Annotated in this window: 13 protein-coding genes; 10 read left to right on the top strand and 3 right to left on the bottom strand. The window is 65.4% G+C overall.

Going from position 1 to position 15,155, the window contains the following annotated elements:
• Nucleotides 1-87: 87 nt before the first annotated feature.
• Nucleotides 88-795: a Crp/Fnr family transcriptional regulator gene (locus tag B0E49_RS17275; protein ID WP_077563664.1), complete on the bottom strand. Its 708-nt coding sequence runs from the start codon at nt 793-795 to the stop codon at nt 88-90.
• A 168-nt stretch (nt 796-963) separates the two neighbouring features.
• Here B0E49_RS17275 and B0E49_RS17270 point away from each other — a divergent pair, with 168 nt between their 5' ends.
• The 7 genes from B0E49_RS17270 (at nt 964) to B0E49_RS17240 (ending at nt 9,463) form a co-directional block, all read left to right on the top strand.
• Nucleotides 964-2,910 (top strand): AMP-dependent synthetase/ligase, encoded by a 1,947-nt coding sequence (locus tag B0E49_RS17270; RefSeq protein WP_077563663.1) that lies wholly within the window; start codon nt 964-966, stop codon nt 2,908-2,910.
• Entirely contained in the window at nt 2,907-3,689 is a 783-nt protein-coding gene (locus B0E49_RS17265; protein WP_077563661.1) for an ABC transporter ATP-binding protein, read from the top strand. Before B0E49_RS17270 ends, B0E49_RS17265 begins: the two co-directional genes overlap by 4 nt.
• Before the next feature lie 18 nt (nt 3,690-3,707).
• Entirely contained in the window at nt 3,708-4,637 is a 930-nt protein-coding gene (locus tag B0E49_RS17260; RefSeq protein WP_077563660.1) for a branched-chain amino acid ABC transporter permease, read from the top strand.
• A gap of 27 nt (nt 4,638-4,664) precedes the next feature.
• Complete coding sequence (locus tag B0E49_RS17255; protein WP_077563658.1) at nt 4,665-5,741, top strand: branched-chain amino acid ABC transporter permease; 1,077 nt, start codon at nt 4,665-4,667, stop codon at nt 5,739-5,741.
• Nucleotides 5,742-5,784: 43 nt separating this feature from the next.
• The gene (locus B0E49_RS17250) at nt 5,785-7,113 is read left to right on the top strand and encodes an ABC transporter substrate-binding protein (RefSeq protein WP_077563656.1); all 1,329 of its coding nucleotides are present in this window, start codon (nt 5,785-5,787) and stop codon (nt 7,111-7,113) included.
• A 153-nt stretch (nt 7,114-7,266) separates the two neighbouring features.
• Nucleotides 7,267-8,076: an ABC transporter ATP-binding protein gene (locus tag B0E49_RS17245; RefSeq protein ID WP_077563654.1), complete on the top strand. Its 810-nt coding sequence runs from the start codon at nt 7,267-7,269 to the stop codon at nt 8,074-8,076.
• A 133-nt stretch (nt 8,077-8,209) separates the two neighbouring features.
• A complete protein-coding gene (locus tag B0E49_RS17240; protein ID WP_077563653.1) occupies nt 8,210-9,463 on the top strand; it encodes a phenylacetate--CoA ligase family protein in 1,254 nt (417 codons plus the stop codon).
• Nucleotides 9,464-9,496: 33 nt separating this feature from the next.
• Here B0E49_RS17240 and B0E49_RS17235 read toward each other — a convergent pair whose 3' ends face one another.
• Nucleotides 9,497-9,820, bottom strand: a complete 324-nt coding sequence (locus B0E49_RS17235; RefSeq protein WP_077563651.1) for a DUF1840 domain-containing protein — start codon at nt 9,818-9,820, stop codon at nt 9,497-9,499.
• The gene (locus B0E49_RS17230; protein WP_077563650.1) at nt 9,786-11,084 is read right to left on the bottom strand and encodes a class I SAM-dependent methyltransferase; all 1,299 of its coding nucleotides are present in this window, start codon (nt 11,082-11,084) and stop codon (nt 9,786-9,788) included. Before B0E49_RS17230 ends, B0E49_RS17235 begins: the two co-directional genes overlap by 35 nt.
• A 116-nt stretch (nt 11,085-11,200) precedes the next feature.
• Here B0E49_RS17230 and B0E49_RS17225 point away from each other — a divergent pair, with 116 nt between their 5' ends.
• From B0E49_RS17225 to B0E49_RS17215, 3 genes are read left to right on the top strand one after another with little or no spacing between them, the layout of a single operon-like run.
• Nucleotides 11,201-13,639 carry a bifunctional salicylyl-CoA 5-hydroxylase/oxidoreductase gene (locus B0E49_RS17225; protein WP_077563648.1) on the top strand — a complete coding sequence of 813 codons (2,439 nt, stop codon included), beginning with the start codon at nt 11,201-11,203 and terminating at the stop codon, nt 13,637-13,639.
• A gap of 40 nt (nt 13,640-13,679) precedes the next feature.
• Nucleotides 13,680-14,156, top strand: coding sequence for a MarR family winged helix-turn-helix transcriptional regulator (locus B0E49_RS17220; protein ID WP_077563646.1), 477 nt, complete (start codon nt 13,680-13,682; stop codon nt 14,154-14,156).
• On the top strand, nt 14,153-15,007 hold the full coding sequence (locus tag B0E49_RS17215; RefSeq protein ID WP_077563645.1) for an enoyl-CoA hydratase family protein: 855 nt from the start codon (nt 14,153-14,155) through the stop codon (nt 15,005-15,007). The genes B0E49_RS17220 and B0E49_RS17215 overlap by 4 nt, the downstream gene beginning before the upstream one ends.
• Nucleotides 15,008-15,155: the final 148 nt, after the last annotated feature.

The following is a 15,155-nucleotide window of genomic DNA, read 5'->3' as shown; positions in this document are numbered from 1 at the left end:
TTGCTGATCGGTCACGCAGAGACCCGCACGACTATTAATTTAATAGCTATAAGTTCATGTGGATAAAGGGCTAGAGCCCGATTTCATTCAAACCATACTGGAACGCAGTGCCTGCAGATCCAGCACGCGCAGCCCGCCGTATTCGACCCGGATCATGCCCTGCGCCTGCAGCGCGGTCAGCGCCTCGTTGACGCGCTGGCGCGACAGGCCCACCAGGTACGCCAGTTCCTGCTGCGTGATGCGCAGCACCTCGCCCACGCCGGGAAACAGCGTCGGGTTGAACAGCGCGGCCAGGTTGCGCGCCACGCGCAGGTCGGCATTGGTCATGCGGTCGATCTCGCGCGCCGCGATGAACTGGCCGAGCCGCTCGTTGAGCTGGTTCATGACAAAGCGGTTGAAGCCGATGGAGTGGTCCAGCAGCCAGTGGAAGGTGTCCACCGGCAGGCCGGCCACCACGCTCTTGCGCAAGGCCTGAATGTTGTAGCGGTAGGGCTCGCGCTTGAGCGCCGTGCCCTCGCCGAACCAGCCGCCGGGCGGGATGCCGGTGAAGGTCATGGTCTGGCCCTGCGCGTTGTCGCTGCTCATCTTGAGCAGGCCCTCGACCACGCCGAACCAGTAGGTCACCGGCCGCCCCACACGGCATACGTAGTCGCCGACGCGGGCGTCGCCCACCTGGAGTTCGGCCAGTGCCCGCTCACGCTCGGCCGGCGCCAGCGCACGCAGCCAGGGAACGCCCTCCAGTTCGGCAACAGCGGGCATGCGCCGGCGCTGGTGCAGGGTCAGGTCGGTCGACATGGCGCGCCACAACCATAGTGCGGGAAAGTCCGGGGAGTGTTCACCCTTAAATTGTCGTCGGAACGACAACAAAACGTCAAACTCGACCCTAGTATCCGGCCATGACAACGATCTTGCGTCCTGCCTGGGCTGCGTGAGATCTCGACATTCTGGAGACAAGACACCGCCATGCCGACCACGTTTCCCCGACTGCTGCTGAAACACGCCGCCGAGCGGCCCGCTGCGCCCGCCATGCGCGAGAAGGAATACGGCATCTGGCAGGCCCGCAGCTGGGCCGACATGGCCCTGCTTGTCGAGCAGTTGGCCTGCGGCCTGCACGAGATGGGACTGCAGCGCGGCGAGCACATGGTGGTGATCGGCTCGAACCGCCCGCAGCTGTACGCCACGATGCTGGCGATCCAGTCACTCGGCGCCATTCCGGTGCCGCTGTACCAGGACGCGGTGGCGGCTGAATGCGTGTTCCCCATCACCAACGCCGAGGTGCGCTTCGCTTTTGCCGAGGACCAGGAGCAGGTCGACAAGCTGCTGGAAATTCGAGGCAGGTGCCTGCAACTCTCGAACATCTTTTACGAGGACCCGCGCGGCCTGCGCCATTACGCCGAGCCAGGCCTGCTGGCGCTGGACGCCTTGATCGAATCCGGCAAGGCCTTCGCCGCCGCCAACCCGGGGTTCTTCAAATCCGCGGTGGAGCAGATCGGCCCGGACGATGTGGCGGGCATGTTCTACACCTCGGGCACCACGGGCAACCCCAAGGGCGTGGTGCACACGCACCACTCGCTGCTGGATCGCGCGCGGGCCGGCGCCGAATTCGACCACCTCACCAACAAGGAAGAAGTGCTGGCCTACCTGCCGCCGGCCTGGATTGGGCAGAACATCTTCAGCTACGCGCAGTGGCTGTGCTGCGGCTACGTGGTCAACTGCCCCGAAAGCGCCAGCACCGTCACGATCGACCTCAAGGAAGTCGGCCCCACCTATTACTTTGCGCCGCCGCGCATCTTCGAGGGCCTGCTGACCGGCGTGATGATCCGCATGGAAGACGCCAGCCGCCTCAAGCGCGCGATGTTCCACAGCTTCATGGGCGTGGCCCGGCGCGTCGGCCCCGCGCTGATGGACGGCAAACCGGTGGGTTTCGTGGACGCGCTGCTCTACAAGCTGGGCAACGTCCTGGTGTACGGCCCGCTGCGCAACAACCTGGGCTTTTCCCGCGTGCGCGTGGCCTACACGGCCGGCGAGGCCATTGGCCCCGACCTGTTCACCTTTTACCGCTCGATCGGCATCAACCTCAAGCAGCTGTACGGCTCCACCGAGACGGCCGTGTTCGTGTGCCTGCAGCCCGACAACCAGGCGCGCGCCGATACGGTGGGCGTGCCCATCCAGGGCGTGCAGATCAGGGTGGCGGAGAACGGCGAGCTGCTGGTCAAGTCGGCCGGCCTGCTCAAGGAATACTACAAAAACCCCAGCGCCACGGCCGAGGTCTTGAGCGCCGACGGCTGGTACCACACCAGCGACGCCGGCTTTCTGGACGCCAGCGGGCACCTCAAGATCATCGACCGCGTGAAGGACGTGGGGCGCCTGAAGGGCGGCGCCTTCGACGGCGCGATGTTCGCGCCCAAATATGTGGAGAACAAGCTCAAGTTCTTCCCGCACATCAAGGAAGTGGTGGCCTATGGCGACGGCCGCGACAAGGTCTGCGTGATGGTCAACATCGACTTCGACGCCGTGGGCAACTGGGCCGAGCGGCGCAACCTGCCCTATGCCGGCTACACCGACCTGGCGCAAAAGCCCGAGGTGTACCAGCTCATCAAGGAATGCGTGGAAAAGGTCAACGCCGACCTCAGCGCCGACACCCTGCTGGCGGGCTCGCAGGTCAGCCGTTTTCTGGTGCTGCACAAGGAACTCGATGCCGATGACGGCGAGCTGACGCGCACCAACAAGGTGCGACGCGGCTTCATCGCGGAAAAATACCAGCCGCTGGTGGACGCGCTGTACGGCGGGCGGGCCGAGCAGTTCATTGAAACCGTGGTGAAGTTCGAGGACGGGCGCAGCGGCAGCGTCAGCGCGACCCTGAAGATCAGCGACGCCAAAACCTTCGCGCCCGTGAAGGCAGCCGCATGAACAAGAAAATAGGCGACGTCATTCTCGACGTGCACAACATCAGTTTGAGCTTCGGCGGCGTGAAGGCGCTGACCGACATCTCGTTCAACGTCAAAGAGCACGAGATCCGCGCCATCATCGGTCCCAACGGCGCCGGCAAGAGCTCGATGCTGAACTGCATCAACGGCGTCTACACGCCGCAGCAGGGCACCATCAGCTTTCGGGGCAAGACCTTCGCGCACATGAACTCGCGCGAAGTGGCCGAAATGGGCGTGGCGCGCACCTTCCAGAACCTGGCGCTGTTCAAGGGCATGAGCGTGCTCGACAACATCATGACCGGGCGCAACCTCAAGATCAAAAGCAACCTGCTGTGGCAGGCGCTGCGCCTGGGCCCGGCCGAGCGCGAAGAGATCCAGCACCGCGAAGCGGTGGAGCGCATCATCGACTTCCTCGAAATCCAGGCCTGGCGCAAAACCCCCGTGGGCCAGCTGCCCTATGGCCTGCAAAAGCGCGTGGACCTGGGACGCGCGCTGGCCATGGAGCCGCAGGTGCTCCTGCTCGACGAGCCCATGGCCGGCATGAACGTGGAGGAAAAGCAGGACATGTGCCGCTTCGTGCTCGACGTGAACGACGAGTTCGGCACCACGGTGGTGCTGATCGAACACGACATGAGTGTGGTGATGGACATTTCCGATCGCGTCGTGGTGCTCGATTACGGCAAAAAGATCGGCGACGGCACGCCGGATGAAGTGCGCCGCAACGAAGACGTGATCAGCGCCTATCTGGGCACCAGCCACTGACCGCAAGGAACTCACAAGATGGCATTCTTCTTTGAAACATTGCTGGGCGGCCTGATGGCCGGCATGCTGTATTCGCTGGTCGCGCTCGGCTTTGTGCTGATCTTCAAGGCCTCGGGCGTGTTCAACTTTGCGCAAGGCGCCATGGTGCTGTTTGCGGCCCTGGCCATGGCGCGGTTCTCCGAGTGGATTCCGGCCTGGACCGGACTGCCCTACAAACCGCTGACCGACCTGCTGGCCTTCATCGTGGCCGCCTTGATCATGTTTGTCGTCGCCTGGCTGATCGAGCGGCTCGCACTGCGCCATCTGGTCAATCAGGAGGCCACGACGCTGCTGATGGCCACGCTGGGCATTGCGTACTTCATGGAGGGCCTGGGCCAGAGCATTTTTGGCGACAGCATCTACAAGATCGATATCGGCATGCCCAAGGATCCGGTATTCATCCTCGACAAGGTGTTTCCGGGCGGCCTGCTGGTGAACAAGGAAGACCTGATCGCCGCGGCTATCGCGGCGACGCTGGTCGCGCTGCTCAGCCTGTTCTTCCAGAAAACCACGACCGGCCGCGCGCTGCGCGCGGTCGCCGATGACCACCAGGCAGCGCAGTCCATCGGTATTCCGCTGAACCGCATCTGGGTCATCGTCTGGTGCGTGGCCGGTGTGGTGGCGCTGGTGGCCGGCATGATCTGGGGCAGCAAGCTGGGCGTGCAGTTCTCGCTGTCCACGGTCGCGCTGCGCGCCCTGCCGGTGGTGATTCTGGGGGGCCTGACGTCCGTGCCCGGCGCCATCGTCGGCGGATTGATCATCGGCGTGGGCGAGAAGCTGTCCGAGGTCTATCTGGGCCCGTTCGTTGGCGGTGGCATCGAGATCTGGTTTGCGTACGTGCTGGCGCTGGTGTTCCTGCTGTTTCGTCCGCAAGGCCTGTTCGGCGAGAAGATCATCGACCGCGTCTGACCTCACAAGAAGAACCGGAACACCCTCATGCTTTACCGCGAAAACGGTCAATTCAAAACCACCTACCGGGCCGATCAGCAGATCTTCCCGGTCACCCAGGACCGCCTGTTCATTGGCGCGCTGCTGGTGGTGGCGTTCGCCGCCGTGCCCTGGCTCGCCACCGATTACTTTTTCAACGCCATCCTGATTCCGTTCCTGATTTTTTCACTCGCCGCGGTCGGCGTGAACATTCTGGTGGGCTACTGCGGCCAGATTTCGCTGGGCTCGGGCGCCTTCATGGCGGTGGGCGCCTATGGCGCCTACAACTTCATGGTGCGCGTGCCCGGCATGCCGCTGCTGCTCGCGCTGATTCTGGGGGGGCTGTGCGCCACGCTGTTCGGCATCCTGTTCGGCCTGCCCAGCCTGCGCGTGAAAGGGCTGTACCTGGCCGTGACCACGCTGGCCGCGCAGTTTTTCAGCGACTGGATGTTCCTGCGCATCAGCTGGCTGACCAACGACTCGGCCTCAGGTTCGGTCTCGGTCTCGAACCTGCAGGTGTTCGGGCTGCCCCTGGACAGCTCGCTGGGCAAATACTTCTTTTGCCTGTCGCTGCTGGTCGTGATTGCACTGCTCGCCAAAAACCTGGTGCGCGGCTCAGTAGGCCGCGAGTGGATGGCGATTCGCGACATGGACGTGGCCGCCGCCGTGATCGGCATTCGCCCGGTCTACGCCAAGCTCAGCGCCTTTGCCGTGAGCTCTTTCATCATCGGCGTGGCCGGGGCGCTCTGGGCCTTTGTTTATCTTGGAACCTGGGAGCCCGCCGCGTTCTCGGTGGACCAGTCGTTCCGCCTGCTGTTCATGGTGATCATCGGCGGCATGGGCTCCATCATGGGCAGCTTCTTCGGCGCCGGCTTCATCGTGATCCTGCCGATTGCCCTGAGCCTGTCCCTGCCCGTGCTGGCCCGGCTGCTCGGCGTCAGCATCTCGACGGCGGGCATCTCGCACGCCGAGCTGATGGTGTTTGGCGGCCTGATCGTCTGGTTCCTGATCGTCGAGCCGCATGGCCTGGCCAGGCTCTGGTCGATTGGCAAGCAGAAGCTTCGCCTTTGGCCGTTCCCGCATTGAGTTTGTTCCCGTGTCCGTTCATTTCAACCCAGGAGACCATGCCATGAAACTTCGAATTCAACTCATCGCCGGGGCGCTGGCGCTCGCCGCCGCCGCCGTGTCTGCGCCGTCGGCGATGGCCCAGGCCAAGGAGCAGTTCTTCCCGCTGCTCTCGTACCGCACCGGCCCCTACGCGCCCAACGGCACGCCCTGGGCCAACGGCAAGCAGGATTACCTCAAGATGATCAACGCGCGCGACGGCGGCATCAACGGTGTCAAGTTGACCTACGAGGAGTGCGAAACCGGCTACGCCACCGACCGCGGCGTGGAATGCTACGAGCGGCTCAAGAGCCATCCGGGTGTAGCCCTGTTCGATCCGCAGGCCACCGGCATCACCTTTGCACTCACCGAGAAAGTCACGACCGACAAGATCCCGCTGATCACGCTCGGCTACGGCCTGTCCGTGGCGCAGGACGGCATGGCGTTCAAGTGGAACTTCCCGCTGATGGGCAGCTACTGGACCGGCGCCGACATCATCATCCAGGCCATCGCCAAGCGCGAGGGCGGCTTCGACAAGCTCAAGGGCAAGAAGATTGCCCTGGTCTACCACGACTCACCCTTTGGCAAGGAGCCGATCCCGCTGCTGCAGGAGCGTGCCCGGATGAACGGCTTCGAGCTGCAGCTGCTGCCGGTCACGGCACCCGGCGTGGAGCAAAAGGCCACCTGGCTGCAGGTGCGCCAGAGCCGCCCGGACTACGTCATGCTGTGGGGCTGGGGCGTCATGAACTCCACGGCCCTCAAGGAGGCGCAAGCCACCGGCTACCCACGCGACAAGATGTACGGCGTATGGTGGGCCGGCGCCGAGCCTGACGTGAAGGATGTGGGCGAAGGCGCCAAGGGCTACCACGCGCTGGCGCTCAACACCTCGGGCCAGCAACCCAAGGTCATGCAGGACATCCTGAAGTACGTGCATGCCAAGGGCCAGGGCACGGGGCCGAAGGACGAAGTGGGCTCGGTGCTGTACACGCGCGGCGTGATCATCCAGATGCTCTCGAACGAGGCCGTACGCCGCGCGCAGGAGCGCTTTGGCAAGGGCAAGGTCATGAGCGGCGAGCAGGTCCGCTGGGGCCTGGAAAACCTGAACCTCACGCAGGCCAGGCTCGACGCGCTGGGCTTCAATGGCGTGATGCGCCCGATCAGCACCTCGTGTGCCGACCACATGGGTTCGACCGCGGCGCGCATCGAGACCTGGGACGGCAAAAAATGGGACATCACGTCGGACTACATCGAGGCCGATGAGCAGATCATCAAACCCATGGTGAAGGCCGGCGCCGACAAATACCTGGCGGACAAGAAGATGACGCGCCGCACGCCGGCTGACTGCCAATCCTGATTCGCCCGGCGAATCAGGTTGGCAGTGCCTGCCGGTATTGACGACACCCTCCCCAACCCCCTCCCGCCGAGCGGGAGGGAGAGCGGCTCCATCGAGCCGCCAACCGAAAGGGCAGCACGCTGGCCTTTCGGTTGGTTCACACGGATACACCACATGAGCAGTCCAAACATCGTTCTCAACGTCAACGGCATCGAGGTCATCTACAACCATGTGATCCTGGTGCTCAAGGGCGTCTCGCTGCAGGTGCCGCAGGGGCGCATCGTGGCCATCCTGGGCGGCAACGGCGCGGGCAAGACCACCACGCTGCGCGCCATCTCGAACCTGCTGCGCGGCGAGCGCGGCGAGGTCACCAAGGGCTCGATCGAGCTGCGCGGCGAGCGCATCGAGAACCTCTCGCCGGCCGACCTGGTGCAGCGCGGTGTGGTGCAGGTGATGGAGGGGCGGCACTGCTTTGCCCACCTGACCATCGAGGAGAACCTGCTCACGGGCACCTATACCCGCCGCGACAAGGCCGAGATCGCGGCCAACCTGGAGAAGGTCTACAACTACTTCCCGCGCCTGAAGACGCGCCGCACCTCGCAGGCGGCCTACACCTCGGGCGGCGAGCAGCAGATGTGCGCCATCGGCCGGGCCCTGATGGCCAACCCCAGCATGGTGCTGCTCGACGAGCCCTCCATGGGACTGGCGCCGCAGATTGTCGAGGAGGTGTTCAACATCGTGAAAGACCTCAACGAACGCGAGAAGGTCACCTTCCTGCTGGCCGAGCAGAACACCAACATGGCGCTCAAATACGCCGACTACGGCTACATCATGGAGTCGGGCCGTGTGGTGATGGACGGCGCGGCCAGCGACCTCGTCAACAACGAGGACGTGAAGGAGTTCTACCTGGGCGTCGGTGGCGGTGAGCGCAAGAGCTTCAAGGACGTGAAGAGCTACAGGCGCCGCAAACGCTGGCTGGCATGACCCCCACGCTCCCTCACTGCGTGTGGTCGCTGCCCCCCGAGGGGGCCCCGACCGTCTTGGGGCGGCCCGGCGACGCTCGGATCACGCCCCTGCATAGACCCTCCACAAGCACCCAACCCTATCGACCATCGTCATGAATTCTTTCTACGACACACTGGAAACCCGCACCCCCACTGAGCGCGAAGCCGCGCTGCTGGCAGCGCTGCCCCGGCAGGTCGCGAACGCGCAAGCCCACTCTGCCGCGTTTGCCGGCATCCTGCAAGGCGTGCAGGCCGCGGCGGTCACCTCGCGCGCCGCCTTGGCGCGGCTGCCGGTGACCCGCAAGCACGCGTTGCTGGAGCGGCAGCAGGCCGCGCGCGCGGCGGGTGGCGACGTCTTCGGCGGTTTTTGCACTCTGGCGCCCGGTGCCGCCATGCCGCGCGTGTTCGCCAGCCCTGGGCCCATCTACGAACCTGAGGGGACACGCCGGGACTACTGGCGGCTGGCGCGCGCGCTGTTCGCGGCCGGTTTTCGGCCGGGCGAGTTGATTCACAACTGTTTCAGCTACCACTTCGTGCCGGCAGGCTCGATGATGGAGAGCGGCGCGCATGCACTGGGTTGCACCGTGTTTCCGGGCGGCACCGGCCAGAGCGAGCAGCAGGTGCAGGCCATGGCCGAGCTCAAGCCCGCGGGCTACATCGGCACGCCGAGTTTTTTGAAGATCATTGTGGACAAGGCGGCCGAGATGGGCATCGCGCTGCCCACGGTCAGCAAGGCGCTGGTCTCGGCCGAGGCCTTTCCACCGAGCCTGCGCGACTGGCTGGCCGAGCGCGGCATTGCCGGCTACCAGTGCTACGCGAGCGCCGACCTGGGCCTGATCGCATACGAGACCGAGGCGCGCGAGGGACTGGTGCTCGACGAAGGCGTGATCGTGGAGATCGTGCGCCCCGGCACGGGCGAGCCGGTGCCCGAGGGCGAGGTCGGCGAGCTGATCGTCACGACGCTGAACCCGGACTACCCGCTGATCCGCTTCGGCACGGGCGACCTGTCGGCCATCCTGCCCGGTGCCTGCCCGAGCGGGCGCACCAACACGCGCATCAAGGGCTGGATGGGCCGGGCCGACCAGACCACCAAGGTCCGCGGCATGTTTGTGCACCCAGCGCAGGTGGCGGACATCGCCCGGCGCTTTCCCGAGGTGCTGAAGGCGCGGCTGGTGGTGGCCGGCGAGATGGCCCATGACCGCATGACGCTGCAGGTGGAAACCGCGTCAAACCCGCCCGAGCTGGCCGCAAGGATCGGCGAGGCGATCCGCGATGTCACCAAGCTGCGCGGCGATGTGCAACTGCTCGCACCCGGCAGCCTGCCGAACGATGGCAAGGTGATCGAGGACGCGCGCAGCTATCGGTAGCAGCTGTAGAGCAGCAGCTTCGCCCCGGGCGGCCTACACGCCCCAGACGATCTCCCGCTCCGCCTTCGCGCATTCCTTGAGCATCTCGATGAACGGCACGGCGCGCTGGCGCAGCGTGACCGCGTCATGCGGCGTCGGCACATTGTCGACCCCGCCGGCCGCCTCGGCCGCCGCCTTGAAGTCGGCTTCGGCCTTGGCGATGGCCGCATTCAGTGCCGCCACGGCGGGCAGCATCTGCTCCACCACGATGATGCCTTGCGGACCCGGGGTCTTGCCAATGATCTCGAGCACGCGCCGCCCGTCAGGCTCCAGCATGATGAGGTCACCGGTCGCTCTGGACTTGAATTTGTAAATCATGGCTGCGATAAATGTAGTCACGGTTAAACGGGAAGACGGATTGTGCTCCTTTCATCGCCTCAGATGGAAGATCGTTCGCGGGGTTCGCCAGCAGCATCTGGTGCAGCGACACCCAGCCCTGCTCAAAGCCCATGGCGCTGCCCGCGAGGTACAGCCGGTAAGCCCGCAGGATGCGCTCGGCCCGTGTGTCGTCACTGGTTGCCCGCAGCACCTTGCGCGCCTCGTCCAGATGCTGCTCCAGCGCGTCCGACCAGGCCCACAGCGTGCGCGCATAGTGGGGCCGCAGATTCTCGGTATCGACCATCTCCAGGCCCGCCGTGGCGGCGACCCTGAGCATGTGGCTGATATGCACCAGTTCGCCACCGGGGAAGATGTATTTTTCGATGAAATCCCCCATGCCGGCACCAACCCGGTCGTTCTCCAGGCCGCCGGCCGTGATGCCGTGGTTCAGGGCCAGGCCGCCGGGCGCGAGCAGCCGCTGGATCTTGCCGAAATAGGCCGGCAAATTGGCGTAGCCGACGTGCTCGACCATGCCCACCGAGGCAATGCGGTCGAAGGGCTGCGCTTCGTCGAGCTCGCGGTAGTCGCGCAGCTCCATGCGCACCCGGCCCTGCAAGCCCTTTTCCCCGATCAGGCGCTGCACGTAGGCCTGCTGGTTTTTCGACAGCGTGATGCCCGTCGCATCGACCCCGTAATGCTCGGCCGCCCACATCAGCAGCCCGCCCCAACCCGCGCCGATGTCCAGGAAGCGGTCGCCCGGCTTGAGCATCAGCTTGCGGCAAATGTGATCGAGCTTGGCCTGCTGCGCCTGCGCCACCGTCATCGCGGGGTCGCGGAAATAGGCACAGGAGTACACCCGCAGCGGGTCCAGCCAGAGTGAGTAGAAGTCATCGCTGACATCGTAGTGGAACTGGATCTGCCGCGCGTCGCGCTCCTGCGTGTGCGACGCACGCGAACGGGCGCGTCGCAGCAGGGCGTCCCACCAGCGCGTGTCGGACGCCACGGGGTTGCCCGGCAGCAGGCCCGCCGCGACGGCCATCAGGTCGCGCATATTGCCTTCAATCTGAACCCGATTCTCGACATACCCCTCCGCCAGCGCACCGATTTTGCCGCTGGCAAACGTGGCTACGGCCGACCACCGGTTGAACGCCAGCGTCACCAGCGACTGTGCGGAACCCAGCAACTGCCCCCCCGGCAAACGCAGCGCAACCGGCACAGGCAAATCCGCCAGGCGGGACTCGATTTTTTCAAACAAGCTATGCATGCGTTGATTTTGGCTCGAAAACCATTCTCGTCAACCCGCGACGGCCATTCACATCCCGTCACATCTTCCAGATCGGCAGTTTGACATTTTTTAATTTAAGCCTAAACTATTCTTCCATGAATATCCTATGCATCGGCGGCGGCCCGTCCGGCCTCTACTTCGCACTGCTGATGAAGCAGCAAGACCCGCAGCACCGCATCACCGTAGTCGAACGCAACCGCCCGTTCGACACCTTCGGCTGGGGCGTGGTGCTGTCCGACCAGACGCTGGGCAACCTGCGGGCGGCCGACGCGGTCTCGGCCCGGCTGATCGGCGACGCCTTCAACCACTGGGACGACATCGAGGTGTTTTTCAAGGGCCGCAGCGTGCGCTCGGGCGGCCACGGCTTTTGCGGCATCGGGCGCAAGCGGCTGCTCAACATCCTGCAGGAGCGCTGCCTGGCGCTGGGCGTGGAGCTGGTGTTCGAAACCGACGTCACCGACGACCAGGCGTTGGCGCAGCAATACCAGGCCGACCTGGTGATCGCCAGCGACGGCCTGAACAGCCGCATCCGCACGCGCTACGCCGACACCTACCAGCCCGACATCGACACGCGCCAGTGCCGCTTTGTCTGGCTCGGCACGAAAAAGACCTTCGACGCCTTCACCTTCGCCTTCGAGCAGACCGAACACGGCTGGTTCCAGGCCCACGCCTACAAGTTCGACGACAGCACCTCCACCTTCATCGTGGAAACGCCCGAGGCGGTCTGGAAGGCGCACGGACTGGACACCATGCCGCAGGAGGAGGCGATTGCGTTCTGCCAGCGGCTGTTCGCCAAATACCTGGACGGCCACGCGCTGGTGAGCAACGCCACACACCTGCGCGGCTCGGCCATCTGGATCCGCTTTCCGCGCGTGGTGTGCGAGCACTGGGTGCACTGGGTGCAGAAGCAGGAAGGCGGCGCGCCGGTGCCGGTGGTGCTGATGGGTGACGCTGCGCATACCGCGCATTTCTCGATCGGCAGCGGCACCAAGCTTGCGCTGGAGGATGCAATCGACCTGGCGCACGAGTTCAGCGCGCACGCCGGCGCCTTCTCCACCCACCAGGATCTGGCGGCGGTGCTGCAGGGCTACGAGGCGCGCCGCAGCGTCGAGGTGCTCAAGATCCAGAACGCCGCGCGCAACTCGACCGAATGGTTCGAGAACGTGAACCGCTACACGGGCATGGAGGTGGAGCAGTTCGCCTACTCGCTGCTCACGCGCTCGCAGCGCATCAGCCACGAGAACCTGCGCCTGCGCGATGCGAAGTGGCTCGAAGGCTACGAAGCCTGGCTGGCGGGCGGCCACCCCGACGCCGGGCCGTCCCAAGGCGGGGTAGCCCCCTCGGGGGGCAGCGCAGCAGGCAACTTTGCTGAGCGTGGGGGCCATCCCGTACCGCCGATGCTGCTGCCGCTCCAGGTGCGCGAACTGGAACTGAAAAACCGCATCGTGTGCTCGCCCATGGCCATGTACAGCGCGGTGGACGGCGTGCCGCAGGACTTCCACCTCGTGCACCTGGGCGCACGAGCGCTGGGCGGCGCCGGCCTGGTGTTTGTCGAGATGACCAGCCCGACGCCCGAGGGCCGCATCACGCCCGGCTGCACCGGGCTGTGGAACGACACGCAAGAGGCCGCGTTCAAGCGCATCGTCGATTTCGTGCACGGCCAGAGCAGCGCCAAGATCGGCATGCAGCTCGGCCACAGCGGTCCCAAGGGTTCCACGCAGCTGGGCTGGGAAACCACCGACGAGCCGCTGCCCGCGCCCGCAGGGCGCCCCGATGCAGCGCCGAACTGGCCGCTGCTGGGCGCCAGCGCCGTGCCCTATGGCGCGCAGAACCAGACGCCGCACGCCATGACACGCGCCGACATGGATCTGCTCACCCGGCAGTTTGTCGACAGCACCCGGCGCGCGGCCGCGGCCGGCTTCGACTGGCTGGAGCTGCACTGCGCGCACGGCTATTTGCTGTCGAGCTTCATCACGCCGCTGACGAATCGGCGCAGCGACGAGTACGGCGGCGGCCTGGAGAACCGTTGCCGCTACCCGCTCGAAGTGTTCCGTGCCATGCGCGCGGCCTGGCCCGCGCACCTGCCCATGAGTGTGCGCATTTCAGCGCACGATTGGGCGCCGGGCGGCATCACGGGCGACGACGCGGTGCAGATCGCGCGCCTGTTCAAGGCGGCGGGCTGCGACTTCATCGACGTATCTTCGGGCCAGACCACGCGCCAGGCCAAACCGGTGTATGGGCGCATGTACCAGACCCCGTTTGCGGACCGCATCCGCAACGAGGTGGGCATCCAGACCATCGCGGTCGGCGCCATCACCGAGGCCGACCACGCCAACAGCATCATCGCGGCCGGCCGCGCCGATCTGTGCGCGATTGCGCGCCCGCATCTGGCGGACCCGGCCTGGACGCTGCATGAAGCCGCCAAACTGCAAAGCCGCGCGGTCGACTGGCCCAAGCAGTACCTGAGCGGGCGCGATCAGCTGTACCGCGAAGTTCTCAAGCAAAAACAGGCTGCAGCCCTTGAGATACATTGACTTACAGCTATTAAATTAATAGCAACTGAAAGACTGAATCATGGACCTCGAAGCACGCGCCCACAGTGAACACCCCGAAGCGCTGCGCCTGTGGCTGCGCCTGTTGACCTGCACGCAGCTGATCGAAAAGCAGGTGCGCAGCGGCCTGCGCGAGCAGTTCGACACCACCCTGCCCCGCTTCGACCTGATGGCCCAGCTGGAACGCACGGAGGGCGGCATGAAGATGAATGAGCTGTCGCGCCGCATGATGGTCACGGGCGGCAACGTCACCGGCATCACCGACCAGCTGGTGGCCGAGGGCCTGGTGGAGCGGCTCGAGGTGGCCGGCGACCGCCGCGCCTTCCTGGTGCGCATGACGCCCAAGGGCCGCAAGCAGTTCCACGAGATGGCGCAGCGGCACGAGGGCTGGATCGTGGACGCTTTCGCGAGCCTGGGCGCCAAAGAAATCGCCACGCTGCACAGGCTGCTGGGCAAGGTCAAGGACCACGTCAGTACCGATTTTCTGGAGATCACATGAAGCACTACATAGTCGCGGGCAATCCCATGCGCGCCCAGTTCAACCCGCTGGCCCACTACGTGGCCCGGCACTTTGCCTGGCAGTTCGACGCCGGCGTCGGCACACTCACGCTCAATCGGCCCGAGCGCAAGAACCCGCTGACGTTTGAGTCCTACGCCGAGTTGCGCGACCTGTTCCACGCACTCAAATCCGCGACCGACGTCAAGGCGGTCGTGGTCACCGGCGCGGGCGGCAACTTCTGCTCGGGCGGCGACGTGCACGAGATCATCGGCCCGCTCACCAAGATGAGCATGCCCGAGCTGCTGGAGTTCACGCGCATGACGGGCGACCTGGTCAAGGCCATGCGCAACTGCCCGCAGCCGGTGATCGGCGCGATCGACGGCATCTGCGCCGGCGCGGGCGCCATGATGGCGCTGGCCTGCGACCTGCGCTACGGCACGGCACAGGCCAAAACCGCGTTCCTGTTCACGCGCGTCGGCCTGGCCGGTGCCGACATGGGCGCCTGCGCCCTGCTGCCGCGCGTGATCGGCCAGGGCCGCGCCAGCGAACTGCTGTTCACGGGCCGCGCCATGACGGCCACCGAAGGACTGGCCTGGGGCTTCTTCAACACGCTGCACGCCCCAGGCGACCTGCTGCCCCAGGCGCAGGCGATGGCACGCGAGTTGGCGCAAGGACCCACCTTTGCGCACGCCATGACCAAAACCATGCTGCAGCAGGAATGGGCCATGACGATCGAGCAGGCGATCGAGGCCGAGGCGCAAGCCCAGGCGATCTGCATGCAGACGCACGACTTCCGGCGCGCCTATGAGGCGTTTGCGGCGAAGCAAAAACCCGTGTTCGGTGGAGACTGAAATGAAACACCCCCGAAGCGCCTGCGGCGCCTCCCCCTCAAGGGTGCGATGCCAGCGGCCCGGCAAAGCCGGTTCCGCAGTATCCCTGGCATCTGGTTGCGCCGGTTTCATGCGTCGCGGCTCACGCCAGGCGCGGTGGAGCAACTAA

Origin of the sequence: Polaromonas sp. C04, from assembly GCF_002002705.1 — a bacterium.
In the GTDB taxonomy this organism is placed as follows: domain Bacteria; phylum Pseudomonadota; class Gammaproteobacteria; order Burkholderiales; family Burkholderiaceae_C; genus Rhodoferax_A.
Note: the sequence above shows the minus strand (reverse complement) of the source record. Positions and strands in the feature narration are given on the sequence as shown.